The organism is Rhodococcus sp. RS1C4 (assembly GCF_002258225.1).
Taxonomy (GTDB): Bacteria; Actinomycetota; Actinomycetes; order Mycobacteriales; family Mycobacteriaceae; genus Rhodococcoides; species Rhodococcoides fascians_E.
Map to the genome: position 1 here is coordinate 58737 of NZ_NOXZ01000022.1, position 26259 is coordinate 84995.

Sequence of the window (26259 nt, forward strand, 5' to 3'; positions counted from 1 at the left end):
GGTGGACACGATTGTCGATGCTAGGGCACAGCCCCGACCGACCCCTTTTCCTGCAGGTCAGCGGGCGAAGTCCCGCACGTCCCAGATCCACACACCGTCGTGGTACTCGGCATCGAAGCCGAGGAGTTCGTCGACGGTGTCGCGTAGCTGGGTGCTGTTGCGGCCGGGTTGGAGGACGACGACGTCGGCGCCCCAGAATCGAAGATCGGCTCGAGCGTCGGCCTGCTGCTGTGCTGTGACGTCCGGGACGGTGCCGGAGTTCCGCACGGACCCGAGCAGCAGGGCCGTCGGCCGATCCACGGCGCCGTACTTGGCTTTGCGTTCGACGTTGTCGCCCGGCCCGACGAAGTATCCACCCGCGAGCGGGAAGCCCATGTCGGCTTCGATCTGCCAGTGCAGGGGACGAGCGTCCTCGGGACGGGGGAGGGGCACGGTGACGACGGATCCGTCGTCGACGTAGTTCTTCCATTCACCGCTGGCGAAGAAGGACGGCGTCGACGCGCGTTCGACGGTGTCGAGTGGCGTCGGAAGCAGTGGCACCAGCGCGAGTGCGAGAGCGATCGACCACAGTGCCGGTATCGGCCGCAGTCCGGCCTTGAAGGCCTTGTCGGTGGCCAGTACCAGCAGAAGCGCCAGTGCCGGAACGGCGGCGAGCGCGAAGCGCGTTTCCAGGATCGACTCGACCAGTGGGGTGTCGGCGAGCCATTCCCACGGCAGTGCGATCTCGGTGTTGTTCTTGCCGATGATCAGCTCGGACCCGAGGGACAGCACGGCGACAGCGACGGCGGTGGCCGCGGCCGCTCGGGCGCAGGCGACCCGCCACAGCCAGACCGCGGCGACCCCCGCGAGCACCAGGAGGGGCCACCCGAAGTAGGCGTTCTCTTCCGTCGCGTTGATCCGGACGTTCTGACCGGGGGTCGCGACGCCGCCGATGGATTGCGTCGGGAACTGGGTGAGGGCTTTGGCGTCATTGCCCATCGCGCCGTGTTCGAGGAACGAGTAGCTCTGCGGGCCGAAGAACTGCCAGTACAGAGGGAACGCGACGAGGGCGATCGCGAGCGCAGCCGCCAACGGCAGGCTTGTCGCCGAGTTCTTCACGGCCGGCCACAGGCTGCGCGGCTTACCGACGTAGTAGACGACGGCGAACAGTCCGAACGCGATCGCGAAGATCAGCAGGGGTTCTTCGCCGAGCATGATCTGCAGCGCGACGACGAGTCCGAGCGCGATGGTTCGTTTCGCCGTCGGGCCGTCCTGGGCGGTGCGGACGACGAGAGCCGCGATGACCGGCAGCAGGAAGAGTACGACGAAGTTGGGGTGGCCGTTGGCGTGGGAGATCATGCCAGGCGCGAAGCCGCACAGTGCTCCACCGAGCGCCGACGACGGTCGCGACGCCCCGAGCGTGCGTGAGAACAGCCAGTACCAGGCGTATGCAGTGCCTGCGAGACCGATGGTCAACGCGATGGCCCAGGTGACAGTCGGGCCGAACAGCAACGTCACGGGTGCGAGCGGGATCGACAACCCGAACATGGCCGTGTTGGCCATCAGGTTCACCCCGAGCGGGAAGTTCTGCAGATCGCTCGACATCGGGTTCTCGAGGTGCGCGACGGAATGCGCAGCTACCGCGAAGAACCATTCCCACATGGCCTGGTCCTGGCCACTGTTGTAGAGATAGCCACTACCGAGGTTCCGCCACTGTCCCTGCAGCACGAAGAGAGCGACGACGGTGAAGGCCGACGCAGCCGCGACATCGGCTCGATCGGCACGCCGAAGACGGGTGGAGAGCGCCCCGATTCGCCGTGCCGGGGCGGTCCGCGGCTGCTCGAGAACAGTCTGGTCCGAGGTAGGCATCGGTTGAACGTTACGTGAACGTTATGTCATTTGCCTATGTAGCGCGGGTGACCAGCGCGAACGGCCCGATATCGGTGACCTGGAACCGCGGATCCTCGAACAACGACTCGTCGAACGTGACCGTGTAGCGACGAACGTTCGGATCGTTCGGATAGACGTCCTCCGCCAACCGCAAGGTGTAACCGTCGGCGCCGCGGCGGAACAGGAAGGCGTCGGGCGCCTGCCACCGGCTCTCGTCGAGCTTGGTGACCAACTCGTCCGGGTTCTCGGCCGTCGTCCAGTCCTCGATGGCCGCGGCGCGCTGGTCGAACTGAGCGAGCGGGTTGGCGTAGTGCGACGTCAGCCCCTGGAAGCCGAAGTACGGGTAGTAGCTGAGGAACGAGGTGTCGGCCGTCAGGACGATCGTCTCGTCTCGGGGCCTGCCGACCTGCTCGGTGATTGCTCGGTCGACCTCGGAGTAGTAGGACACCGCACTCGGTGGGCGCTTGTCGGCGCGGTTGCCGTCGCCGTCGGTGTCCGAATACGCGACGGTGATCTCCGACTGCAGAACCTGAGGGATGTTCTGTGCGAACGCAAGTGCACCGATCGTCGCCACCGTCACCGCGGCGACCTTGAACCGCGACGGTTCACCGACTGCCTGGTAGATGGCCTTCGCGCCTTCGACGAAGCCGAAAACGCCTGCCGCTCCCAGCAATACGATCAGTACGGCTTCCAGGCGGAAGCTGAGCAGTGTGGTGCCGGCAACGGTCGCCGCCATGGACAGCAGCGTCCACAGATACACGGAGACGACGCCGATGCTCAACGCCTGTGCTCGACGCGACGTCGCTGTCCTGACGGCGAGCCACAGGGTCCCGGCCATGGTCAGCGCACCGAGCAGGGAGAACTCGAACATCGGGAACGGCAGCTCGGCACCGGCCTCCGGAAGGTAGTGCAGCGCAGTACCCGACGTCGCAGGTGCTCCGGTCAGTGCATCGACAAGATAGGGAGCCCAGACCGTCAGTGCGACAAGTCCTGAGATCGCGGCGATCACAACGAGGCGAACAGCAACCGGAATTGCTGCACGCCAAGTTTTGTGAGCGCGAACATTCAGAAACGCCGACACAACGGCCATGAGCGTCACCGCAAACGCCGCCACACCCAGATACAAGGTGTAGAACGTTGCCGCGAGGCCGAGAAACAGACCCGTCCCGACGACAGCTCCCCAGCCCCAGTTACTCGATCGCTCGGGCTCGTCGGGAACCGGCCGATTCAGCGCGCCCCACGCGAGTAGGAGTGCAGGCGCGACAAGCAGCGCGATGACGGCACTGTAGGCCTCCGGGGAGGCGTAGGCGACGACGAGTGCGGTGGTGACGGCCGAGACGGCTACCGCGAGGTCGGCGCGGACCAGTTGGCGCCAGAGCGTGTAGGCGACGACGGCTGTGACGGCGAGAAATCCGATTGCGAACGGCTTGAACACTTCCCAGCCGTCCATGCCGAGCAGGTTCCCGACGCGTCCGCCGATCCAGAACCATCCGGCCGGGTAGAACGGTGGGATGTCCGGGTACGTCATGTCGCGCAGCGCAGGCGAATCGGTGAGGCGCGTCAGGTACTCGGTTCGAAACTCCTGGTCGACGGATATGCCGAACAGATAGAGCTTGGTCGCCGCCAGAGGCATGCCGAGCGTGACCGTCACGAACCCCGAAAGCCCGCCCCACGTCAACACTTTCGCGAGCCACGCAAGGGTGCCGCGTCGGTACAGCACGATCGCCGTGGCCAACAGGGCGACGCAGAGCACCTGCCCGAGCGTCGTCAGCGCACGGGTGACGTTGGACGAGTTGAACGCAGGCCACTCGACGAGTGAGAACGCGAACAACCCGACCGCCGCCACCACAGCTGCGACTAGAGCGGCCAGTACACCGTCGACGGCTGTGCCGAGCGCTCGTTTCATCTAGATGGGGAGTTTGCGGAAGATCGGACGCGGCACGTGCCGCAGAGCGATCATGACGAAGCGGAAGGGGCCCGGTGCCCAGACCAGATCCTTGCCCTTCTGCGACGCTGCGACGGCGAGCTTCGCGATGTCTTCCTTGTCCACCGTCAGAGGTGCTTCCTTGACGTGGGCGCTGAACTTGGTGCGCACCATGCCCGGGCGGATGACGGTGACGCGAGGGCCGAACTCGCGCAACGCTTCTCCGAGCCCGAGGTAGAATCCGTCGAGACCCGCCTTGGTGGAACCGTAGACGAAGTTGGATCGGCGCACGCGCTCGCCCGCCACCGAGGACATGACGATGATGCGTCCGTATGCCTGGGCCTTGAACTTCTCGGCCAGCAGAACACCGACCGACACCGACGCGGTGTAGTTGATGTTCGCCGTCAGGACGGCCTTGCGCTGGTTCTGCCACAGCTCTTCGGCGTCGAAGTCCACCGCGAACGCGACGATCGCCACGTCGACGTCACCTTTGGACCACGCCTCCTCGATGACCTTGGGGTGCGACTCGGTGTCGAGTGCGTCGAAATCGATGACGTCGACATCCTTGGCGCCCTTGGCTTTCAACTGAGCAACCGACGCATCCCGGAGCGGGTCGTTCGGCAAGGCCGCGAGGATCACGCGCGCCGGCGACTTGGACAGGTACTCCTCGGTGATGGCGAGACCGATCTCGCTCGTTCCACCGAGTACGAGAATGGTCTGCGGATTGCCCACAGCGTCGATCGTCACAGCAGTTCCAACCTTCTGGCCATATCGGAGGCGAAAACGCCCGTGGGGTCAACGGATCGGCGGACCTTGATCCACTCGTCGATCCGCGGGTACATCGAATGGAACGTCTCCGCATCGGTGCGCGAGTCCTTGGCGGTGTACAGCCGGCCGCCGAACTCGAGCACGCGCTTGTCGAGTTCGCGCACGAACTCGTTCAGGCCCGGCTTGATGGGGAAGTCGACGCAGATGTTCCAGCCGGGAATCGGGAAGCTCAGTGGCGCTTTGTTTCCGGGGCCGAACAGCTTGAAGACATTGAGGAAGGAGTAGTGCCCCGACTTCTGGATGTCGACGATGATCTTCTTGAACTCACCGACGGCCTCGGGCGGCACCACGAACTGGTACTGCAGGAAGCCGTTCGAGCCGTAGGCACGGTTCCACTCACCGAACATGTCGAGCGGATGGTAGAACGCGGTGAGGTTCTGCACCTTGTTCCGGTAGTTGCCTGCCTTGAGGTACCAGGCCTGACCCACTGCACTCAGCGTGAACTTGTTGGCGAGTCCGTTCGGGAACACGTCCGGGAACGTGACGAGTGGCTTTGCGTTGAACCGCAGCGGATCCTTCTGCAGCTTCGTCGGCAGCTGATCGAGCTTTGCCAACGATCCACGTGAAACAGCGGCGCGACCGAGCTTGGGCGGCGCGGCGATGGCGTCGAACCAGGCGCTCGAGTAGTCGTAGTTGTTCTCGCTGCCGTCGCTGTGCAGGGCGATGGTCTCGTCGAGCGTCTGCGTGACGTCACCGTCGGCGATGAAGTAGGCCGTCTCGGTCGGCGTCATCTCGATGGTTGCCCGCAGGATGATGCCGGTCAGACCGTTGCCGCCGACCGTCGCCCAGAAGAGCTTCGAGTTCTTTCCCGACGGCGTGAGGTGACGAATCTGGCCGTCCGCGGTCAGCAGCTCCATCGAACGCACGTGGTTGCCGAAGCTACCGGCACTGTGATGGTTCTTACCGTGGATGTCCGTGCCGATTGCGCCGCCGATGGTGACCTGACGCGTGCCCGGCAGCACCGGAACCCACAGCCCGAACGGCAGAGCGGCGCGCATCAACTGATCGAGGTTGACGCCGCCGTCGACGTCGACGATCCTTGTCGTCGCATCGATGCTGTGAATACCGTTCAGCGCATTCATGTCGACGACGAGGCCGCCGGAGTTCTGCGCGTTGTCGCCGTACGACCGACCGAGGCCGCGAGCGATGACGCCGCGACGCAGGTGGGCGGGCTTGCTGTCGTTCTGCTCCGCGACCTGCTTCACAGCGCTCGCGATGAGCTCTGGATCGGAGGTCGAGAGCACCTCACTCGTCGAGGGCGCGGTGCGTCCCCAACCTGTGAGTGTGCGGGTCTGCGTGGGTAGCGGCGCAGTGTTCCCGGCCTGTGGTTCCAGGGGGAAGAGTGCGTCGTCGGCTGTCGTGGACATCGTCGTTGAGGGTACCTGTTCGATCGGGTCGCTCCGCAGGCTGCGCTCCCTGCTCGTCATGACAGCTAGTCTCAGTGATCGTGTCCACCCCGCAGAACGACGACTGGCCCGCCGAAGCGTCGGAGCCGCAGCATCACGTGCCGCTGCCCGTCGAACTCCCACTGACGGAGAACATCGCCGACGAGGCCCTCGACCTCAAGACCCAGATCGTCCGGTTCCTGGCAACGGGTGTGCTCTCTGCCGTCGTCGACCAGGGCGTCAACCTGCTGCTTCACTTCGTGTTCGGTGTCGGTGTGACGCTGGCGAAGGCAATCGGCTTCGTCCTGGGCACCACGACGGCCTACCTCATCAACCGGCGCTGGACATTCAACGCAGCACCGTCGCGCGCCCGCTTCTTCGCGGTCGTGGTGCTGTACGCCGTCACCTTCGCCGTCCAGGTCGGTATCTACACCTGGCTTTACCAGGCATTTCCCGACGGTTTCTGGTTCGCGAACCTCGCCTTCGTCGTCGCCCAGGGCACCGCAACGGTCATCAACTTCATCGTCCAGCGGGCCGTGATCTTCAAAATCCGCTGACGCTCCCGGTGACCGAACGGCACATTCGCTCCGCGGGGGGATGAAAGGCGCGCGTGCGGCACCTCCCGGTGACCGAATGAGCCGTTCGGTCCCGACGCCCCTGGATCGAGGAGGTCAGCCTTGGTAGTTGGGGAGGTAGCCGTCGGCGATGGCGTGGGCGAGGGAGGGTGCGGCGCGGTCTTTGTCGGAGAGTTGGTACTCGAGTGTCGATCCGTCGCGGGCGTGGGTGGGCCAGTCGATACCCAGGTCCGGATCGAGTGGGTTCAGATCGCGGTCCAGCGACGGGGTGTACTCGATCGAGCACAGGTACATCACGGTCGAGCCGTCTTCGAGGGACAGGATGGCGTGCCCGAGACCTGCCGGCAGGAACACTGCGCGGCGGTCGACGTCGTCGATGAGCACGCTGTCCCACTGCCCGAAGGTCGGCGAACCCACCCGCAGGTCGACGATCACATCCAAGAATGCGCCTGTGACGCAGGTGACGTACTTCGCCTGCCCGGGCGGGGTGTCGGTGAAGTGGATACCGCGCAGCACCCCGGCCGCGGAGACCGAGCAGTTCGCCTGCTGCAGTTCCAACGGCCCGCCCACTGCGTTCTCGAAGGCGGAGGATTTGAACCATTCGAAGAACACGCCGCGATCGTCGCCGAACTGTCGTGGGGTGAATTCGTAGGCGCCGGGGATGGTCAGTTCACGAAAGCTCATCACTTGCCTCGCGCCAGTAGATCGAGCAGGTACTGCCCGTATCCGGATTTGACGAGTTTCTCGGCTCGTACTCGTAGTTCGTCGTCGGTGATGAAGCCGCGTCGCCAGGACACTTCCTCGGGTGCCCCGATCTTCATGCCCTGACGTTGTTCGATGGTGCGGACGTAGTTGGAGGCATCGAGCAACGAGTCGAAGGTGCCGGTGTCGAGCCAGGCGGTACCACGCGGAAGCACTTCGACAGCCAACTTGCCTGCCTCGAGGTAGTGGCGGTTGACGTCGGTGATCTCGTATTCCCCGCGTGCCGACGGCGCGAGATCGCGGGCGATCGCCAGGACGTCGTTGTCGTAGAAGTACAGGCCGGGGACGGAGAAGTTCGATTTCGGTGCGGTGGGTTTTTCCTCGAGGGAGATGGCCTTGCCGTCGGCGTCGAATTCGATGACGCCGTAGGCGCTGGGGTCCTTGACTTCGTAGGCGAAGACAGCGCCGCCGTCGATGCCTTCGAATCGCGAGAGCTGGGAGCCCAGTCCGGTGCCGTAGAAGATGTTGTCGCCCAATACGAGTGCGGCGCTGTCGGTGCCGATGTGGTCGGCGCCGAGGACGAAGGCCTGGGCGAGGCCGTTGGGCTCGTGCTGGACCTGGTAGGTGAGGTTGATTCCGAATTGTGAGCCGTCGCCGAGGAGCCGTTGGAACTGATCGGCGTCCTGTGGGGTGGTGATGACGAGGATGTCGCGGATGTTGGCGAGCATCAGGGTCGAGAGGGGGTAGTAGATCATCGGTTTGTCGTAGACAGGGACAAGCTGCTTGCTGATGCCGACCGTGATCGGATGAAGACGCGAGCCCGTGCCGCCCGCCAGAATGATTCCCCGCATACCGGGAAGTCTCCCAGATGGCACCTGGTCGTGCGCGCTCACTGCCAGGGGATGCTGTACGGCTGGTCCTCCTGTGGCAACGGCCAGTGGCGGGGCCAAACAATTCTGGGGTCGGCCTTCATCTGTTCGACTTCCGGTGGGATCGGTACGGCATCGAACTCGATCCGGTCCCATGTGGAGCTGCCCGACGCCACCCTCACGCCGTACGTCCGGAGTTCCGGGCTCGCTGTTCTTGCCTGTGAAATGCGTTCGAGCAATGCCTCATCGACGACGACAGGGCCCTGGTCCACATGGATCGGTGTGGCATCGGCGCGGAGTCGAGCTGCGCGCAGGCGGTCGACGGCGTCGAGCACTCTCCTGTACTCGGGAGTGTTCCTGGGATCGGTCATACCGCGTCCTGCCACGGTTGGTCGCCTTCGCCGACGGAGAATTGTTGGTCAGGCGCGTCGAGGACTGGGGTTATGTCGGCGGTTTTGCCTGCGTCGACGGCAGTGTTGCCCTCGTCCAGAGCGTCGTTGAACGGCAGGAGGTACTTGTCGATCGTGCGGCTGACCTGACCTTCCGGGTCGATGATCGCGTCGAGGAACAGTCCGAACTGGTCGACAAGTTCCTCGATCCTGCGCACGAGATCCATCGTCAGGTCCAGCGTCTTTCTCAGGATGTCGACGATCGCTCCCAGCTGCCAGGCTGTCCCGAGGACGGGAACTTTCTCGAGCGCCACTTTCATTGCTGCGGAGCCGGACCCGAGATCTACCTCGGCCTCCAACATCTCGGCGAACTTCCTCACGACGGTCTGGACGCCCTCGCGAATTTCCTCGGCGATGGCTTCGGAGATGGCGTGGATCGTGCGACCGCACGAACCTTCCCAGTACATGGCTGCAATCTGTCGACCGGAATACTCGGTGAATCCTTGGGCGGCCTGGCCATCCCAGTAGTCGTCGACGCGCCGGACGCCACGCTCGAGTGATGCGGCGGCAGCTTCCATTGCGCTGCCCGCGATGTCGAATGCTTCTCCAGCTCGTCTGATCTCGTTCCAGTTCCCGCTCAGCGGTGTGGTGACTTCAGTCAAGGGGCTCCAAGTGGTGAGTTCGAAGATCGTCTCGTCCACGTCGCCCAGCCAGCCTGCAGCCGCTTGAATGACCTCACGGGTGTCGTCCACGGCGGGATTTGCTGGCGGATAGTCGATTCCGTCGGGGTGGCCGTAGTCGGCGGCATTGACGTAATCGTCGACATTTCCCACCGCGGCGGTCTTCGAATTACCTGAGGTGGACGTGCCTGCTGCGCGTATTCTCTTGGTAAAGAGCAATGAACGGTGCAAGCCGCAGCAGAATCTGACCGGGGATTGTATCGCTCGAGCCCGCGTGATCTCCGATATAGCGATGGCATGCCATCGTTTGTAGACCTATCTCGGACGCCATTTTCCCCATCCCAGCTATTTCACTTGCCTCTGCACGGAATAGTTCATCGGTCATCTCCAGCCCCCTGAATTGAAGTCGCTGCGCCTTATGGTCGATATCATGGCGTCGGCGATGGAATGGTTAAGCGCGTCAGGTAGGCCTTGATGGAGCTCGATCATGAAAACCGCGATGGGGGCCGTTGCAAACCCCGTGGTTGCGACGACGTCGAAGGTCGCCTGGTGCGGATCGCAGTTCTCTTGCCGATGGATATTCTCCGCGCGAACGGTGTACCGGACTGCGGGCTCACCTTGGATCTTGAAGTAATACGGTTGCGAATACTGCAGCCTGGGTGGGGCAGCGTCGGAGTTACCGAACACAACTTCGGCGTCGCGAGCGGCGGACAGTGCCGCATCGTCGATCGTCGTTCCGGTCCGTCCGGTCATGCCCGACAGAGCAAGGGCCGATCCGTCCGACTCCGGACAGTACTTGTAGCCGTAGTCGCCGATTGCGCCGTAGACGACCGACTCGCCACCTGTGGTCCAACCGGCGACGCCCCCGGAGACGTTTCTCCAGTCCGCTGGAATGTCGTAGGTCAAACCGAATTTCGTTGCGATGGGCTGGGGCTCCCCGTCAGGAACGATGATTTTGGGAGGCGGATACTCCATTGTCGGAAACCCCGACGGCAGAGGGGCTGGTGTTGTTGTCGGATCTTGTGGGCTCGTCTTGGACGGTTCGACGACAGAGACCCCCTCGTATCGGCCGGGCGCTTCAGGTGCCAGTTTGGGTATTCCCCACAGCACTAGGTTGAAGACAACCAAGCTCCCTGCCAGCAGCAGTAGCCGTTTACGTAATCCCACGAACGCTCCCCCCGAAGTCTGCGAAAAGGTAACACGGGGGTCGGACAAGTTCGGCCCGAAACCGGGCACACCGGTATGGTCACGGTTATGAAACTGCTCGTGACCGGGGGTGCCGGGTTCATCGGCGCGAACTTCGTCCATCTGACCGTCTCTCAACGGCCCGATGTGGAGATCACTGTCCTGGACAAGCTGACCTACGCCGGCAACCGAGCATCGCTCGACCCGGTTGCGGACCGGATCGAGTTCGTCGAAGGCGACGTCGCAGACTCGAACCTGGTGTCGAGCCTGATCAAGGACACCGATCTGGTGGTCCATTTCGCCGCGGAATCCCACAACGACAATTCCCTCGCGAACCCCTGGCCGTTCGTACACACCAATGTCATCGGCACCACCACCCTGCTGCAGGCAGTCCGCGAACACGACGTGCGCTATCACCACATCTCCACCGACGAGGTCTACGGCGACCTCGAACTCGACGACCCCGCACGGTTCACCGAGAACACCCCGTACAACCCGTCGAGCCCGTACTCGTCGACGAAGGCCTCCAGCGACCTGCTGGTCCGAGCGTGGGCGCGGAGCTTCGGGGTCCGAGCCACGATTTCCAACTGCTCCAACAACTACGGCCCTTACCAGCACGTGGAGAAGTTCATTCCGCGTCAGATCACCAACATCCTGTCCGGTCTGCGCCCCAAGCTGTACGGCGAAGGCAGGAACGTCCGCGACTGGATCCATGTCGACGACCACAACAGCGCTGTCTGGACGATCATCGACGCCGGTGTGCTCGGCGAGACCTATCTCATCGGCGCCGACGGGGAGAAGAACAACCGCGACGTGCTCGAGACGATTCTCGAGGAAACAGGACAAGCCGCCGACGCCTTCGATTTCGTCACCGACCGTCCCGGCCATGATCTGCGCTACGCAATCGACTCGACCAAACTGCGCACCGAACTGGGTTGGACCCCGCAGTACGTCGACTTCCGCAGTGGTTTGAAAGCAACCGTCGACTGGTACCGAGACAACGAGAACTGGTGGCGTCCACAGAAGGACACCACCGAAGCCGCCTACGCAACCGCGGGTGAACGCACTGTCTGAACGCGTCCGGACCTATCTTCTTCCTGCGGCGACGGCAATTGTCGCCGCCGCGGTATTCGCGTTGGCGTCGCGGTTCCTGATCGACGACACCTTCATCACCCTGTCGTACGCGAGGAATCTTGCATTCCATGGTGAATGGGCTCTGGTCAGTGGTCACCCGTCGAACACGGCAACGTCGCCGCTGAACGTTCTGGCGCTCGCTGCCGGAACAATCGTGGTGCGCGACGCCGTACTTGCCTGTGGGATCGTGTTCGTCTTGTCCTGCGTGGCGACGGTGGTGGCATTTCGAAGAATTGCTCTTCACCAAGGTTTCTCGACGGCCTTCGCTCCGGTGACGCTTGCATTGATCGTCGTGAACCCGGTGGTCTCGTCGTCTCTGGGATTGGAAGTGATTCTGGGAACGGCGATTTTGGCGTGGGTGGCGGTGTTCGCCATGGAGCACTCACCGATTGCTCTCGGTGTGGCGTCGGGCCTCGCCGTGGTCGCTCGTGTGGATTTGGTCGTTGTTGCGGCCGCGTTGGTGCTGATCAGGAGCGCGCCGCTGCGTCGACTATGGCTGTCTGCGCTCGCCGCTGCAGCCACAGCGTTGCCGTGGTTCTTCGTCAGTTGGGTGTTCCTCGGCTCGGTGGTCCCGGATACCGTCGTCATCAAGACCGGCCAAGGGGCCTGGGGGGAATGGGGTTTCGGCAACGGTTTGCTGATGTACCTCGACATCTATCCCGCCGCGGCTGTCCTGACAGCTGTCGTGCCGATTCTCGGAGCGCTGTGCTTGCTTGCAGTGCCGGCGGTGCGGCGATGGCGTCGAGCAACGGTGTTGTGGGCCTGGGCGCTCGGCGGCGTCGTCTACTACGCCGCGTACACCTTGCTCGAGGTTCCTCCGTACCACTGGTATTACGGGGTTCCGGCAGTGGCGGGGACGGTGATGTTCGTCGGCGCGATGTTCGAGGCTCCTTCTGTCGTGAAGTCTGTCGGCCTTGCGGCGGCGGGAGCCGCAGGGCTGGCGGGCGCGGCCCTGTGGAGTTGGACGACGGCCACCGATCGCGTCGTTCCCATCACGACCAACCATGCGACGGCGAATCAGTACGAGGACATCGGCGCCCAGCTGCCTGCCTACGCGGGCGACAAGGCTGTCCGTTCGGGCGGTGAAATCGGCGCGCTGTCGTACTACTGCGAGTGCCTCGTCGTCGACAAGTTCTCCGATCGGGGTGCACTCGAAGCGGATCTCCGGAAAAAGACGGCCGAGCCAGGAGTCGCCGGCTGGTTGTGGCGCAAGAACTTCCACTTTCTGGATTTCGACGCTCTCGAACAGGTAGGTCCGATCCCGCTGGACTACCGGCTCCTGCGGGTGAACTTGGTGCAGGAGAGCCCGCCGTCGTTCGTGGACTGGCCGATCACCTCCCCGTGGACCGGAGCGGGCGAGCTACATTTGACGAATCCGGATGTGTCAGTTCCGAACTAGCGCGAAGTGTGCGACGCCCCGCGCTGCGGAATCCACTGTCCATGTCCAGGGTGAGCCGTCGCTCGGGCCTGGACGGTATTCGATGCGGTAGACCGGTACGACCGGCTTACGGGAGTAGTCGAGGTTGGCGTAATTTGCGCGAAGTAACAGGTCGCCGACAGGCCCGGATTCCTCCAAGCGCGGGATGATCCGCTCGTTGATGATGACGCCTCGGTCGGAGAACTCGTCGACGATTCTGCACTCGCATGCGTAGGCCAGCGTTCCGATCTCGCCGGGCGACTTGACGGCGTCGTCGCCGACGATCTTTCCGATCTCCTCGCCGACGCGCTGGTAGTCCGCGGCCGAAGCGAAGTTGCCGAAGATGGGCGGTGACGCCCACGGCATGGGCCTGGCTGTGTCGAACGCGATGGAGCCCGCGATTCCGATGACGACAAACAGAAGTGAGACGGCGGTCACCGGGCGCGGTGATATGCCGGCAAGGAATATTGCTGCCGATCCACCCGCGATCATCGGGGTGACGTAGTACCAGTGGTAGGGGACGGTGTCGAGAGCTGTGTACGCGAGGTAGTAGGCACCTCCGCCGAGTCCGAGACCGATCGCAGGCCATGACGCCCGGTCGCGCGCGCGTCTGGATACGCATGCGGCGAGCCAGCCGACGGTGACGACGAGGCCGACGACGGCAGGGCCGAAACTCGCGAGCGTGCCCCACCAGTCGCCGTCGTAGTAGAGGGACGGCCCGTCGAAGTAGTTGAAACCCTCGATTGCCTGGCCTTCTTTGAGGACGAGCGTGTCCGGCACCAGTGATCCGAGCACGATCCAGCTGAAGACGTACCAGGGCAGGGACACCGCAGCCGCGGCTAGAAGAGCCCGGGGCCAGCGGCGGTACAGCGTCGGCGCGAAAGCAGCGAGAAGTAGTACGAAGAGGACAAGGTCCAGTCGTACCAGGACGGCCAGTCCGCTCGCGACGCCGAACAGTACGGGGCTGCCGCGCAGAGCCGCAGCGGTCAGCGTGAGCACCGCTGCGGGAATGAGGAGAACTTCGAGTCCGATGGACGACAGCAGGAACGGGTTGCTCATCACCAGAACGACCGCGATCCCACCGAGCCACAGGCCTCTACCGACCGACCGTGAGATCGACGCGCATGCTGCACCGACGATTCCCCCGGCCAGAACGTTGGCGACGAACAGAGCGAACAACGGCGCCGGCGCGCCGAAGAACGACGTGATCCACACGATGAAGCCGAGGAGCAGAACGTTGAGGGGCGAGGTCGACGTATTCGCGGTCAGGTCGGTGACGATCGCCCACTGACCGTGTTCGGCGAGATTTCGGGCCGCGGAGAGGCTGATGTACGCGTCGTCGGTGAGGCTGGGTGCAGCAACCCAGTACCCGACGGCGCCCAGGGCCGCGCCGAGCGCGATGAGTATCCATGACGAGTGTCCTGCGCGCGACAACCGGGTTCCAGGCGAGTACGCCTCCGCGTCGGCGGCAGCGGACTGTGCAACCATGGTCACCAGAATGGCAGACAACAGGGCTCGTACGCTGCACCGCGAGCCCTCGCCCGGCGTTGTGTCTCGCAATACGGGCAGCACAAGAGCCAAGGAGAAAAGGGACCGTTGCTGTGAGTCACGCTGATTCCACCACCACGACCGAGGCAGACACCGTCGACCTGCCGTCGTCGACGGAGTTGCGCGCACAGCGTCTCCTCTTCGACGGGCCGTCGCCGCTGGTGAGTGCGGATATGTACACGAATGTGGCCAAGGGCAATGTCGAGCGTTCGAGGTATGCGGCGAAGCTGGCCAAGCGCACGGTTCTCGAGACGAACAGTTACTTCGGGCGGTTCCCGGCGAGTTACTGGCAGCGCTGGACCGATGTGACCGAGGTGCGTTTCTCGGCTTCCGTTGCCGGTTCGGGGCGCGTCGATATCGTCGCTACCGACTACAAGGGTCGTAAGCGAACGATGGCCAGCGAGACTGTGACCACCGACGGGCGGGCCAGGCGGCTGGACTTCGCTGTTCCCGTCAAGCAGTTCCTCGACGGTGGAGCCTTGTTCGCCCGATTCACCACCACGTCCGGTGAGCTGACGGTCGAGGACGCCGAGTGGACCGTCGACGCGCCGGAGAAGCTGCGTCCGACGTCCGTGGTCATCTGCACGTTCAACCGGGCCGACGACTGCGCCAACACCGTGGCAGCCATGGCCGACGATCCGATTGCACTGCTCGGCGTCGACAACGTGTACGTCGTGGACCAGGGCAGCGACCAAGTCCAGACGCGGCCCTTGTTCCAGCGTGTCGCGGCCGAACTCGGCGACAAGCTGGTCTACATCACTCAGCCCAACCTCGGTGGTGCGGGTGGTTTCACCCGCGGGCTCTACGAGGTGCAGGGCAAGGGCGGCGACCCGGCCAACGTCGTGTTCATGGACGACGACGTGCTGTGCGAGCCCGAGGCGATCGTGCGTATGAACGCGTTCGCGAACAAGACCATCGAGCCCGCGATCATCGGTGCGCAGATGCTCTACCTTCTGCATCCCGATCGGGTGCATGTCGGTGCCGAGGTCGCGAACCTCCAGAAGCTCGAAGCCGGGTTGCACGTGAAGAACGCGATCTCGGACAAGAGCGCGTTGAAGAAGAAGCAGGAGATCCGCGTCGACGCCGGCTACAACGGCTGGTGGTCGTGCCTGATCCCGTCGGAGATCGTCTCGCAGATCGGTTACCCACTTCCGCTGTTCTTCCAGTGGGACGACATCGAGTACGGCTACCGGGCCCGTGCCAATGGATTCGCGACGGTCACGCTTCCAGGCGCGGCGGTGTGGCACGCCGATTTCGCGTGGAAGGACTGGGACGAGTGGCACCGCTACTTCAACCTGCGCAACGGCATGATCACGGCGTCGCTGCACGCGGGGCTTGACGGTAAGAAGCTCGCGCGTCAGCTGACGACCGATCTGTTCCGCTATCTCGTCTCCATGCAGTACGGCATGGCGTTCACGTTGATCAAGGCCATCGAGGACTTCCTCGTCGGGCCGAGCAAGCTCACCGACGGCGGCATGGACGCTGCGGCGGCGATCCGTCGTGACCGAGCCGCGTACAACGAGACCAAGCGCTACAACGCGAACGCGGTTCCTGACGTCCGCCCTGCGGACATGTTCATCACCCCGGCAGGGCCTCACCCCAAGAAGAGCCTGGAGTGGGCCGTTCTGGCCAAGCGTGTGCTCAACCAGTCGCGTGGCCGCGTTCACCCCGGCCCGGTCGCGATCTCGGCCGATGACGCGCATTGGTGGCACGTCTCGCTGTTCGCGCATGCCGTCGTCACCGATCGTTCGCAGGAGGGTGTGCGAGTACGTAAGCGCGACAAGGCAGCCGCCACGGAGCTACTGAAGCGAGGGCTGAGGGCGCTGCGTCGTCTGCGTGTCGAGACCGACAGCGTGGCCGAGTCCTACCGGCAGGCTGTTCCTGAGCTCACCAGCCGAGAGAACTGGACGCGGCTCTACTCCTAGGTGAGTGGAAATGTAGGCCGACCAGAACACACCGCATTGTCGCTCACAACGACGGAGCGGTGCGGATTCGTACGACGACCTGTTCGTTGTCCGCGGTGTAGCCGAGGTAGTCGAATTCCGTGCCGGTGCGGCCGACGAACTCTGTCCACGCGCGGTACTCGTGATTGCGCCAGCCGGGGAAGTTGAAGTACTCGTCGAAGACGATGACGGTTCCCACGGCCAAGCGGTCGGCGACGAGGTCGAGGACGGTCACGGTCGACGAGTACAGGTCCGCGTCGAGGTGAAGGAACGCGAGCTTGTCCTTGTGGCTCTTCAGGAACTCGGGTAGCGATTCCTCGAACATGCCGGGAACGATCTCCGCGCCGGGCACCGTCGGCTCGGTTTCCTGCTCGAACAGTCCCTTCGGGAAGCCCGTTCGCCACGTCTCGGGGAGACCGGAGAAGACGTCGAATCCGGCGACGATGGAAATGTCGTGTCGCTTCGCCATCTCCTCGGCGATGATCTCCAGCGTCGTACCGCTGGCGACACCGAACTCGAGCGCCATCCCCGGTACCGATACCTCGCCGAGCGCGAACCTCAGCGTCGCGTGGGGGCGCAGGAACGTGGGTGCCTTCGGCATGACCTCTTCGGCGAACTCGGCGCTCTGAGCGGCGGCCTCGACGTCGGACGCATACGGGATATCGCGTCGCATGCGCATTTCGAGTCCACGGATGAAGGCGTGCAGGTCGTCGATCTCGCGGCGCTGACGTTCGAGGATGTCCAGCAGCTTGGTCTGCTGATCGCTCGTCTGCTCGGCCAGCTGGGCTGTCTGCTTGTCCAGAACCTCGCCGATCGCACGCTGCAACTTCTCCCGCGCCGAATGCCGAATCCGATCCGTCAGCTTCCGAGATTCCGTCATGCGCACACGGTAGCGGACGCAGACGCCCACGGCCGTTGTCAGTGGAAATGGAGGCCCTGGGGTAGGAGCGGAGCCTGCGGAGCGACCAGATGACACCGCATTTCCACTCACCTGGGTCACCTCCGGAAATGCTCCCGACGCCCGAGTCGACGGAGACGAAGCCATTCCAGCAGGCCCTTGGGATTGTGAGTGGTCACAAGGAAGAACCAACCGAAACGAATCCACTCCTGCGGCAGCAGTTTCCGCATACCGGGCTGTGACATGAGGTACCCGCGGTTGCGATAGGTGAAGTAGCGCTTGGTGGCGTCGTCCGGGTACTGCGTGTGCATCCGCCCGCCGAGGATCGGTTTGAACTCCTCGGCGCCGTTGGGGTGGACGTAGGCGGTCGTCAGACAGGTACCGAACTTCAGGCCCGATCGCTGCAGTCTGCGATGAACTTCCACCTCGTCACCGCGGACGAAGAGTCGCAGATCGGGCACCCCGACTGCGTCGATCGTCGAGGCTTTGAACAGTGCACCGTTGAACAGTGACGCGATTCCCTCGAGCAGATCGTCGTCGGGGTTACGAGGGTCGATCAGTTCGGACCTCAGTCGCCGCCATTCCACTCCGCGCCGCAGCGGGAACGCGAGACGATCGGGGTCGTCGATGTCGCAGACGACGGGGGAGACCTCGTCGAGGCCGTGCTTCAGTGCGCACTCGTGCAGCGTTTTCAGTACGTCCGGACCCTCGGGCCGCCCGTCGTCGTCGGCAAGGAACACCCAATCCGCGCCGAGCGACAGGGCGTAGAGAATGCCGAGCGCGAATCCGCCCGCACCGCCCAGATTGTGATGCGACCCAAGATAAGTAGTCGGAATCGACGCAGACTCGACGAGCTCGCGGACCTCGTTCTCGTGCGCGTTGTCGACGACGACGAGATGGTCCAGCGGGCGGGTCTGGCGCGTGATGACATCGAGTGACTTCGCGAGGAGCTCGCGACGCTTGTGCGTCACGATGACTCCGATGATCGTCTCAGCCACTGGTTTCATCTCTAGGTCGTTCCGCAGGCTCCACTCCCGATCCGTCTCGAGGTCGTTCCGCAGGCTCCACTCCCGCTTCGTCTCGAGCGAGCTCTTTCAAGATCGTCGCCACGTGGTCGCCCGCGTCGTTGCCTTCGTACGCACGCACGACGTCTTCGATGCCACCGTCCTGACGGATCTGGCCGTGGTCGATCCACATCGCGCGGTCGCAGAGCTGGGCGAGGAACTCGTTGGAGTGGCTTGCGAAGACGAGGATGCCGGAGCGTTGCACCAGTTCCTGGAGCCGGATGCGTGCTTTCTTCATGAATTCTGCGTCGACGGCGCCGATGCCCTCGTCGAGCAGCAGGATTTCAGGATCGATGCTGGTGACGACGCCCATCGCTACGCGGACGCGCATGCCGGTCGAGTAGGTCCGCAGCGGCATGTCGAGGTAGTCGCCGAGTTCGGTGAAGTCGGCGATCTCGTCCATCTTCGCGAGCATCTGCTTACGCGTCTGGCCGAGGAACAGGCCTCGGATGATGATGTTCTCGTAGCCGGAGATCTCCGGGTCCATACCGACACCCAGGTCGAAGACGGGGGCGACGCGGCCGCGCACCGAGGCGGTGCCGCGGGTGGGCTCGTAGATGCCGGAGAGCAGGCGCAGGAGCGTCGACTTGCCTGCTCCGTTGTGTCCGACGAGGCCGACGCGGTCGCCTTCCTTCAGATTCATCGTGATGTTCTTGAGGGCTTCGACGACGACGACGTCGGAGCTGTTCCGGTCGATGGCACCGCCGGCTTTGCCGAGGAACTCCTTCTTCAGGGAGCGAGTTTTGGCGTCGAAGATGGGGAAGTCGACGCAGGCGTCGTGCGTGTTGATGCTGACTGACATGGCAGACCCCTAAACCCAGTAGGGCACTCGGGCCCGGAATTTCTTGAGAGCGAAAATGGTCAGGAGCCAGCCGACGATGGTGCAGGCGATCACGATGTACCAGTGGTAGGCCTCCTGGGGCTCACCGATCATCGGGGCTCGGAGGATGTCCAGGTAGTGAAAGAGCGGGTTGATCTCGACGAGGCGGGCGCGCTCGGCGGCCTGTCCGCCCTGGTTGAGTAGCCCCTGCGTCGTCCACACGATCGGTGTCATGAAGAACAGCAGCGTGACCATGGACCCGAGAATCGGCGCAATGTCGCGGTAGCGCGTTGCGACGATGCCGAACAGCATCGCCACCCAGACGGCATTGATGGCGATGAGCGCGAAGGCCGGGATCGCCGCGAGGTCGGTCCAGTGGAACGTCGGTCGGAAGATCGCGATGATGATCACATAGACGATCAGGTTGTGCGCGAACAGCAGAATCTGACGCCACACCAGCCGATACACGTGCACCGACAGCGCCGACGGCAACTGCTTGATCAGGCCTTCGTTGGCGACGAAGACATCGCCGCCCTCGAGGATCGCCGCACTGATGAAGTTCCAGATGATCAAACCGACGGCCACGTGCGGCAGGAACGTCTTCAGATCCATGTCGAGCAGCACCGAGTACAGCAGGCCCATGGCGGTGGCCTGGACTGCAGTGGCGATGGTGATCCAGAACGGGCCGATGACCGAGCGTCGGTATCGCTGCTTGATGTCCTGCCAGCCGAGGTGGAGCCACAGCTCACGCTGATTGAACCCGGTCTTCAGATCGCGGAATGCGCGCTTGTACGTCTGCGAATCCGAAACAGGGAGGCTCACACGCTCTCCTGTCTCGTTCTCGGGTTCCTTCGCTGGAGCTGACACGACGGTCGACCTTACCCGCTCCCGACGGTCGTTCCGCAGGCTCCACTCCTGCCCAGCCCCGGGTCATTCCGCAGGCTCCACTCCCGCCGCCTCCCTGGGTCATTCCCCAGGCTCCACTCCTGCCCAGCGCTACAGGTACTGGCCCGTTCCGCCGCCGGTGTGGCCTGGGCCACTGGGGTTGATGGCGACGCCGGGAGGCAGGGCGCCTTGGCGCATTTGTTCGAGTTGGGCGCGTGCTGCCATTTGCTGGGCGAACAGGGCGGTTTGAATTCCGTGGAACACCCCTTCCAGCCAGCCGACCAGCTGGGCCTGCGCGATGCGCAGTTCGGCGTCCGACGGGATGGCGTCCTCGCCGAAGGGAAGGGCCAGGCGTTCCAGTTCCTCGCGGAGTTCGGGGGCCAGGCCCTGTTCGAGTTCGCGGATCGAGGACTGGTGGATGCCTTTGAGTCGTGCGCGGCTGGCGTCGTCGAGAGGAGCTGCCCGCACCTCTTCGAGGAGCTGTTTGATCATCGTGCCGATGCGCATGACCTTCGCCGGTTGCTCGACCATGTCCGACAAGGGCGTTTCGCCGTTCTCCACGTTGTCGGTGCCTGCGGCGCGGGCCGCGGCGGCGGTTGCCTCTTCCCGGCTGAGTGCGAGAGGCTGTCCGTCTGGACCGATCACGACGACGTGGTCGCCGGCTTCTGGATTCGAGTGCGAGTCCGAGTGCGTCATGTTCGCCATCCTTCCGGTTTCGGTGGGATTGCGCGATGAGCGGGGCCGATTATTGTTGTTTCGGGTCGTTGAGGAGGGAAGACAAGCGTGCAAGACAGCCAGGCGGTCGATCCGAAAAAGGGATGTGGAACACACGCTCACGAAATCGGCGCTTAGAGTGTCCGGCATGGGGTACGACGTCGCACGAGTCAGGGGATCCATTCCCTCGTTGGGCGACGGCTGGATCCACCTCGATCCGCAGAACGGCATGCAGATCCCCGACCGTGTGTCGACCGCCGTGTCCACAGCGTTTCGCGGAAGTGCGCCAACTCACACTTCGGGTCACCTGTCGTCTCGTCGCAGCGCTGGTTTGCTCGACGCCGCGCGGCAGGCGATAGCGGATCTGGTCGGCGGCGATCCCGCAGGTGTCGTTCTCGGCCCTGATCGCGCGACGATGCTCGCGTGGCTCGCCGAGTCCATGTCGTCGCGTCTCGGGCTGGGAACGGGTCTTGTGCTGTCGCGCCTCGACGAGGAAGCGAACGTCGCGCCCTGGCTGCGCATCGCCAACCGCTACGGTGCTCAGGTCCGGTGGGCCGAGGTCGAGATCGACACGTGCGAACTCCCCAGCTGGCAATTCGAAGAACTCATCACCACGACCACTCGCCTGGTGGCAATGACCGCGGCCTCGCCCATCGTCGGGTCGGCCCCGAACGTGCGTGTCGCGGCCGATCGTGTTCATGCCGTCGGCGGCCTGATCGTCGTGGACGCCGCGGGCGCGGCCCCGTACGCGCACGTCGATATCGAGGAGCTGGGTGCCGACGTCGTCGCCGTCCAGGCGTCGGCGTGGGGTGGTCCGCAGGTGGGCGCGCTCGTCTTCCGTGATCCGGGTCTGCTGGATCGAATTCCGTCGATGTCGCTCAATCCGTTCGCGAAGGGCGTCGAGCGGCTCGAGGTGTCGGGCCATCAGTACGCGTTGCTCGCCGGTGTCGTCTCGTCGGTGGACTATCTGGCCAATCTCGACGACTCCGCGACGGGTACCCGTCGCGAGCGTTTGCAGCTGTCCATCGGGTCGTTGCAGGACTACCACGACCGGCTGTTCGATTATCTGTTGCGATCGTTGGAGAAGCTGGACCACGTCATGGTGCTCGGCGACGCTCCCAGCCGTATCCCGACGTTGAGTTTCACCGTCGCGGACACGTCCGCCGAGAAGGTCGCCGAGCACCTCGCGCAGAACCGCATCGGCACCGTCAGTGGAATCCATAGCGGCAGTAGGCTTCTGGATGCCCTGGGGGTCAACGACGAGGGTGGTGCGGTGACGATCGGGCTCGCACCGTACACGACGCGGTACGAGATCGATCAGCTTTCCAAAGCGTTGTCCAAGCTCCGTATGTGAGCGGAAATGTGTCCTCGGGTCGCTCCGCTGGCTCCGCTCCAGTGGCCCACGGCCGACATTTCCACTCACGAGACGCGGAGGACGACCTTTCCGATCGCGTCGGCGTCGAGCAGTCGATGGCCTTCTGCCGCATCGGTTATCGGTAGTTCGGCGTGAATGATCGGGGCGACGGCGCCTTCCTCGATCAGCGGCCACAACCGTGCAGTCATGTCAGCGACGATGTCCGCCTTGCTCGACGCTCCGGTTTCCGGTCGACCACGCAGACCTGCGGCGTGAACGGTGCCGCGCTTGGCCAGAAGTGCACCGAAGTCGAGCTCACCCTTCAGGCCGCCCTGCATCCCGATGGTGATGAGCTTCCCGTCCTTGGCAAGAGCATTTACATTGCGCCCCAGGTACTTCGCGCCCATGTTGTCGAGAATCAGGTCGGCTCCGTCGGGTAGTTTCTCGACGAAGTCCTCGTTCTTGTAGTCGATGAGGATGTCCGCGCCTAGGGATGCGCAGAAGTCGAGCTTCTCGCGCGATCCGGCCGTCACGGCGACGGTGGCGCCGAATGCTTTGGCGACCTGGATAGCGTGCGTTCCGATGCCGCTTCCGCCGCCGTGGAGGAGAACCACATGACCGGAGCGGAGGCCGCCGAACATCACCAGATTGGACCAGACCGTCGACGCCACTTCCGGAAGTGCCGCTGCCGCATGGAGATCGAGCTTTCCTGGGATGGGAAACAGCTGAGTCGACGGGACGGCGACCTGCTCGGCGTACCCGCCGCCGGCGAGGAGGGCGCAGACTTTGTCTCCGACCTTCCAGTCGTGCACTCCTTCACCGAGTTCGGAGATGATCCCCGAGCATTCGAGTCCCAACGTTTCGCTCGCCCCGGGCGGTGGCGGGTAGAAGCCCTGGCGCTGCATCAGGTCGGCGCGGTTGACCGCGGTGGCTGCGACGTCGACGATGACCTGCCCGCGCTCGGGCCGTGGGTCCGCCACTTCGGTCCACTGCATCACGTCGGGGGCCCCGAACTCTTTCAGCGTTATCGCATGCATGCCTGCCTCCTTACCCGATATCCCAGAGATTGATGCCGAAGTCCCGAGCGTGCTCGTCGATCCGGCTCAGTTCGTCCGCCGAGAAGTCGAGGTTCTCCAGTGCACCCACGTTGTTCTCGAGCTGCTCGACGCCCGATGCTCCGATGAGTACCGACGTCACGCGAGGGTCTCGCAGCGCCCAGCTCAGCGCGAGCTGCGCGAGTGTCTGGCCACGTGAGGACGCGATGTCGTTCAGGCCGCGCAGGTGGGCGAGGTGGTCGTCGGTGAACCAGTCGGGGTTCAGCGACTTGCCCTGCGTTGCGCGTGAGCCATCGGGGATTCCGTCGAGATACTTGTCGGTCAGCATGCCCTGCGCGAGGGGCGAGAACGCGATGGTGCCTGCGCCGATCGACGCGAGGGCGTCGAGCAGCCCGTCCTCGATCCACCTGTTGACCATGGAGTACGACGGCTGGTGGATCAGTAGGGGCACCCCGGCGGCGGACAGGAGTTCGGCCATCTTCGTCGTGTTCTCGGGTGTGTAGGAGCTGATCCCGACGTACAGCGCTTTGCCCTGATGCACTGCGCTGATCAACGCCCCTGCCGTCTCTTCGAGGGGTGTCTCGTGGTCGGGGCGGTGGCTGTAGAAGATGTCGACGTAGTCCAGGCCCATTCGGTGCAGCGATTGGTCCAGCGACGACAGGAGGTACTTCCGCGATCCGCCGAAGCCGTACGGCCCCGGCCACATGTCCCACCCGGCCTTGCTGGAGATGACCAGTTCGTCGCGGTAGCCGGCGAAGTCCTCGCGCAGAATGCGTCCGAAGTTCTTCTCGGCGCTGCCGTACGGAGGTCCGTAGTTGTTGGCGAGGTCGAAGTGGGTGATCCCCAGGTCGAATGCTCTACGGAGAACCGCGCGCTGGGTCTGCAGCGGCGCGTCGTCGCCGAAGTTGTGCCACAGGCCCAGCGAGATCGCCGGGAGTTTCAGGCCGCTGGTGCCGGTTCGCCGATACTGCATCGAGTCGTAGCGATCTGCAGCCGCGACGTACGGGGGATCGATATGAGGTTCGGACATGCACCGAGCCTATTCCGACCGCCCGAAACGGACATCGAGCGGGAGCGTGGCCCACGGAATGACCTGAAGGGACAGCTGATCTACTCATCGGTAGCTCTGATGCCTAATATGGTCGGGTGACGGCCGAACGATCCTTTGGTCCAGGGGGGGACCCGCAGTGGTTAGATGCTGCGGAAATGAGAGCGTGGCGCGCCTATATCGACGGCGGCCAACGATTGCAGGGGGTACTCAACAAGGATTTGCAGGACGCGCACAACCTGACGATGGCGGAATATCGCATCCTCGTCATGCTGTCGGAATCATCCGATGGGTCGCTACGAATGAGCGACCTCGCCGACGGTGTCCTGTCGTCGAGGTCTCGCCTGACGCATCAGATCAGGCGCATGGAGTCAGACGGCATGGTCGAACGCAGCACGTGCGTCGACGACGGGCGGGGTGTCCTTGCCGTCATCACCGCCATGGGTCGCCGCCGGTTGGAGGAAGCTGCACCGACTCATGTCACCAGCGTCAGGAAGCATCTCGTCGATCTGTTGACCGCCCGTGAACTCGCGGTTCTCGGCGACATCTTCGAAAAGGTCGACGCAGCGATGGGCAGTCCGACGAGCCGGGGGTGATTGGCCCCGGGCCGGCAGAACCGTTTAGGATCGTCTTTCGTCAGTAGACGATGGAAGCGTGGCAGAGCGGCCCAATGCACTCGCCTTGAAAGCGAGAGACGTCCAAAAGCGTCCGGGGGTTCAAATCCCTCCGCTTCCGCAGCATGTCAGGGGCGGTTTCGACAAACCGCCCCCGGCATCGACTCATTTAGCCGTACGCCGGTACGACACATATGTGACACGTCCTCAGTCGGTTCGTGCCATAGCGTTGCGACAAGGCGTGGATGTAGTCGCGTTTGGGGACATCCGATACGAGGTGAGGGTAGGTAGCCTGGACCTTGCTTCGTACCTACGTTGGTACGACGGTCCTTGTGATCGGACGGCGTGTGTCACGAGTTCCAATGCTGAGTGCTTGCAGTAAGTCGCCGTTCACCGATCCCGTCCGAGCGGGTCCTGTCGGATGCTCTGGAAGTACATGTCGTCGACCTCGAGAGTTTGCGCCGGTTCAGCCCGTGTGCGGGCGGCGTAGCTATCGACGAACGAGGCTATTGCCTCGGTATCGGGGTCGCTGAGAACATCCCGCATCGCCTTGTGCAACTGTGGCTGCTTGTCGAGTAGCGCGGCTCGGTACGCAGCCAGGATTAGGTCGGAATCCGGATGATGCAGTGCGACGAGTCGGTTCTCGGCGTCGACCTCGACGGCGATATCACCGACCCTGCCGACACCACGAATCTCGCGCACAACCGATTGTGCGCGTTGCACTTTCGCGCCCAACTCGTCGAATTCACGGCTCGACATCGTCATCTGGACTCCCTCGATGAGCAGACGATCACGGGGTCGGCGTGACCGGAGCCTGCGCCCCTGACATCTTCGCCTGTGGCAGGCGACATCCCGTGCTCGCCGAAATTACGGCACCTCGGCTGCCGATGAAGATGGCCGTTCGTTCCGGGCTGTAGAAGCGGACCTCGTGGTTGTCCGGATCGTCGTGGAATGTCTGAACCTTGGTCGCGCCCGCAGCCGTGGCGACACGTGTGGCGAACTCGAACACCTGCGGCCATACCGCATCCGGGATCGGCCCCTCCGACACATAATTCTTCAGTTGGACATCGTCACCGTCGGTCCCATCGAACGGCCGGCCGCAGCCGCCGACACTTCGCTCGCGTATCCAGGTCCACCTCATGCCGGGCACCAGGGTGTCCACGAATGCTCCGATCTGCACGACGGCACTCTCGAGCTGCGCTTCGGTGTCCTCGAGCGACGGCAACGTCTCCAGGATTGCGGCTGAGTCCGTCGTCACGGCCGGGTCGGATTTTTCGTACGGGTTGTCGAGCACGTCTGATCCACATCCTGCCAACGTAAGGACTGAGGCGACGGTCAATGCCGTCATCCACCGTCGTG

At 63.8% G+C, this 26259-nt stretch carries 25 protein-coding genes and 1 tRNA gene; 7 read left to right on the top strand and 19 right to left on the bottom strand.

Annotated elements, in window-relative coordinates; all coding sequences use genetic code 11:
• Positions 1–57: 57 nt before the first annotated feature.
• The 4 genes from CH289_RS10160 to CH289_RS10175 are packed head-to-tail and all read right to left on the bottom strand — an operon-like array spanning position 58 to position 5988.
• The gene (locus CH289_RS10160; protein ID WP_020111810.1) at positions 58–1848 is read right to left on the bottom strand and encodes a hypothetical protein; all 1791 of its coding nucleotides are present in this window, start codon (positions 1846–1848) and stop codon (positions 58–60) included.
• 34 nt (positions 1849–1882) lie between these two features.
• Positions 1883–3775, bottom strand: a complete 1893-nt coding sequence (locus CH289_RS10165; protein WP_020111811.1) for a galactan 5-O-arabinofuranosyltransferase — start codon at positions 3773–3775, stop codon at positions 1883–1885.
• Positions 3776–4540 carry a decaprenylphospho-beta-D-erythro-pentofuranosid-2-ulose 2-reductase gene (locus tag CH289_RS10170; RefSeq protein ID WP_019667144.1) on the bottom strand — a complete coding sequence of 255 codons (765 nt, stop codon included), beginning with the start codon at positions 4538–4540 and terminating at the stop codon, positions 3776–3778.
• Positions 4537–5988, bottom strand: coding sequence for an FAD-binding oxidoreductase (locus CH289_RS10175; protein ID WP_019667145.1), 1452 nt, complete (start codon positions 5986–5988; stop codon positions 4537–4539). The genes CH289_RS10170 and CH289_RS10175 overlap by 4 nt, the downstream gene beginning before the upstream one ends.
• Before the next feature lie 74 nt (positions 5989–6062).
• On the opposite strand from CH289_RS10175, the gene CH289_RS10180 reads away from it, so the two are divergent.
• Positions 6063–6563 carry a GtrA family protein gene (locus CH289_RS10180; RefSeq protein WP_020111813.1) on the top strand — a complete coding sequence of 167 codons (501 nt, stop codon included), beginning with the start codon at positions 6063–6065 and terminating at the stop codon, positions 6561–6563.
• A 114-nt stretch (positions 6564–6677) separates the two neighbouring features.
• Here CH289_RS10180 and CH289_RS10185 read toward each other — a convergent pair whose 3' ends face one another.
• The 5 genes from CH289_RS10185 to CH289_RS10205 all read right to left on the bottom strand — a co-directional run bounded on the left by CH289_RS10185 (position 6678) and on the right by CH289_RS10205 (position 10196).
• Positions 6678–7265, bottom strand: coding sequence for a dTDP-4-dehydrorhamnose 3,5-epimerase family protein (locus CH289_RS10185; protein ID WP_020111814.1), 588 nt, complete (start codon positions 7263–7265; stop codon positions 6678–6680).
• Positions 7265–8134, bottom strand: coding sequence for a glucose-1-phosphate thymidylyltransferase RfbA (gene rfbA / locus CH289_RS10190; RefSeq protein WP_033189329.1), 870 nt, complete (start codon positions 8132–8134; stop codon positions 7265–7267). The genes CH289_RS10185 and rfbA overlap by 1 nt, the downstream gene beginning before the upstream one ends.
• 38 nt (positions 8135–8172) lie before the next feature.
• Positions 8173–8523: a hypothetical protein gene (locus CH289_RS10195; protein ID WP_256977104.1), complete on the bottom strand. Its 351-nt coding sequence runs from the start codon at positions 8521–8523 to the stop codon at positions 8173–8175.
• The gene (locus CH289_RS10200) at positions 8520–9374 is read right to left on the bottom strand and encodes a lysophospholipid acyltransferase family protein (RefSeq protein WP_256977105.1); all 855 of its coding nucleotides are present in this window, start codon (positions 9372–9374) and stop codon (positions 8520–8522) included. The genes CH289_RS10195 and CH289_RS10200 overlap by 4 nt, the downstream gene beginning before the upstream one ends.
• A 228-nt stretch (positions 9375–9602) precedes the next feature.
• A complete protein-coding gene (locus CH289_RS10205; RefSeq protein WP_094727854.1) occupies positions 9603–10196 on the bottom strand; it encodes a hypothetical protein in 594 nt (197 codons plus the stop codon).
• A 279-nt stretch (positions 10197–10475) separates the two neighbouring features.
• Between CH289_RS10205 and rfbB the strand changes: the two genes are divergently transcribed.
• Both rfbB and CH289_RS10215 read left to right on the top strand, forming a co-directional pair.
• Positions 10476–11480 (top strand): dTDP-glucose 4,6-dehydratase, encoded by a 1005-nt coding sequence (gene rfbB, locus CH289_RS10210; protein WP_094727855.1) that lies wholly within the window; start codon positions 10476–10478, stop codon positions 11478–11480.
• Positions 11464–12939 carry a hypothetical protein gene (locus CH289_RS10215; protein WP_094727856.1) on the top strand — a complete coding sequence of 492 codons (1476 nt, stop codon included), beginning with the start codon at positions 11464–11466 and terminating at the stop codon, positions 12937–12939. Before rfbB ends, CH289_RS10215 begins: the two co-directional genes overlap by 17 nt.
• Here the strand turns inward: CH289_RS10215 and CH289_RS10220 are convergent.
• On the bottom strand, positions 12925–14445 hold the full coding sequence (locus tag CH289_RS10220; protein ID WP_094727857.1) for a hypothetical protein: 1521 nt from the start codon (positions 14443–14445) through the stop codon (positions 12925–12927). The genes CH289_RS10215 and CH289_RS10220 overlap by 15 nt on opposite strands.
• A 113-nt stretch (positions 14446–14558) precedes the next feature.
• On the opposite strand from CH289_RS10220, the gene CH289_RS10225 reads away from it, so the two are divergent.
• The gene (locus tag CH289_RS10225) at positions 14559–16430 is read left to right on the top strand and encodes a glycosyltransferase (RefSeq protein WP_033189326.1); all 1872 of its coding nucleotides are present in this window, start codon (positions 14559–14561) and stop codon (positions 16428–16430) included.
• Positions 16431–16473: 43 nt separating this feature from the next.
• On the opposite strand, the gene CH289_RS10230 is transcribed toward CH289_RS10225, so the two are convergent.
• From CH289_RS10230 to CH289_RS10250, 5 genes are all read right to left on the bottom strand, one after another.
• Positions 16474–17328: a TylF/MycF/NovP-related O-methyltransferase gene (locus tag CH289_RS10230; RefSeq protein ID WP_020111820.1), complete on the bottom strand. Its 855-nt coding sequence runs from the start codon at positions 17326–17328 to the stop codon at positions 16474–16476.
• Positions 17329–17444: 116 nt separating this feature from the next.
• Positions 17445–18353, bottom strand: coding sequence for a galactofuranosyltransferase GlfT1 (gene glfT1 / locus CH289_RS10235; RefSeq protein ID WP_026348205.1), 909 nt, complete (start codon positions 18351–18353; stop codon positions 17445–17447).
• Positions 18337–19212, bottom strand: a complete 876-nt coding sequence (wzt, locus tag CH289_RS10240; RefSeq protein WP_094727858.1) for a galactan export ABC transporter ATP-binding subunit Wzt/RfbE — start codon at positions 19210–19212, stop codon at positions 18337–18339. Before wzt ends, glfT1 begins: the two co-directional genes overlap by 17 nt.
• A gap of 9 nt (positions 19213–19221) precedes the next feature.
• Positions 19222–20097: a galactan export ABC transporter permease subunit Wzm/RfbD gene (gene wzm / locus CH289_RS10245; protein ID WP_020111822.1), complete on the bottom strand. Its 876-nt coding sequence runs from the start codon at positions 20095–20097 to the stop codon at positions 19222–19224.
• Positions 20098–20226: 129 nt separating this feature from the next.
• Positions 20227–20811 carry a bacterial proteasome activator family protein gene (locus tag CH289_RS10250; protein ID WP_026348206.1) on the bottom strand — a complete coding sequence of 195 codons (585 nt, stop codon included), beginning with the start codon at positions 20809–20811 and terminating at the stop codon, positions 20227–20229.
• A 166-nt stretch (positions 20812–20977) separates the two neighbouring features.
• On the opposite strand from CH289_RS10250, the gene CH289_RS10255 reads away from it, so the two are divergent.
• Positions 20978–22183 carry a cysteine desulfurase-like protein gene (locus CH289_RS10255; protein WP_019667521.1) on the top strand — a complete coding sequence of 402 codons (1206 nt, stop codon included), beginning with the start codon at positions 20978–20980 and terminating at the stop codon, positions 22181–22183.
• 65 nt (positions 22184–22248) lie between these two features.
• Here the strand turns inward: CH289_RS10255 and CH289_RS10260 are convergent, their stop codons facing one another.
• Together CH289_RS10260 and mgrA are read right to left on the bottom strand one after the other, a co-directional pair.
• A complete protein-coding gene (locus tag CH289_RS10260) occupies positions 22249–23220 on the bottom strand; it encodes an NAD(P)H-quinone oxidoreductase (protein WP_037160446.1) in 972 nt (323 codons plus the stop codon).
• A 10-nt stretch (positions 23221–23230) separates the two neighbouring features.
• Positions 23231–24268, bottom strand: coding sequence for an L-glyceraldehyde 3-phosphate reductase (mgrA, locus tag CH289_RS10265; protein WP_094727859.1), 1038 nt, complete (start codon positions 24266–24268; stop codon positions 23231–23233).
• Positions 24269–24384: 116 nt separating this feature from the next.
• Here mgrA and CH289_RS10270 point away from each other — a divergent pair, with 116 nt between their 5' ends.
• Entirely contained in the window at positions 24385–24882 is a 498-nt protein-coding gene (locus CH289_RS10270) for a MarR family winged helix-turn-helix transcriptional regulator (protein ID WP_026348207.1), read from the top strand.
• Between the two features lie 52 nt (positions 24883–24934).
• Positions 24935–25021: transfer RNA gene (locus tag CH289_RS10275), tRNA-Ser, on the top strand.
• Between the two features lie 269 nt (positions 25022–25290).
• Here the strand turns inward: CH289_RS10275 and CH289_RS10280 are convergent.
• Positions 25291–25665 carry a hypothetical protein gene (locus tag CH289_RS10280; protein WP_094727860.1) on the bottom strand — a complete coding sequence of 125 codons (375 nt, stop codon included), beginning with the start codon at positions 25663–25665 and terminating at the stop codon, positions 25291–25293.
• A gap of 25 nt (positions 25666–25690) precedes the next feature.
• On the bottom strand, positions 25691–26194 hold the full coding sequence (locus CH289_RS10285) for an LppA family lipoprotein (RefSeq protein ID WP_256977112.1): 504 nt from the start codon (positions 26192–26194) through the stop codon (positions 25691–25693).
• Positions 26195–26259: the final 65 nt, after the last annotated feature.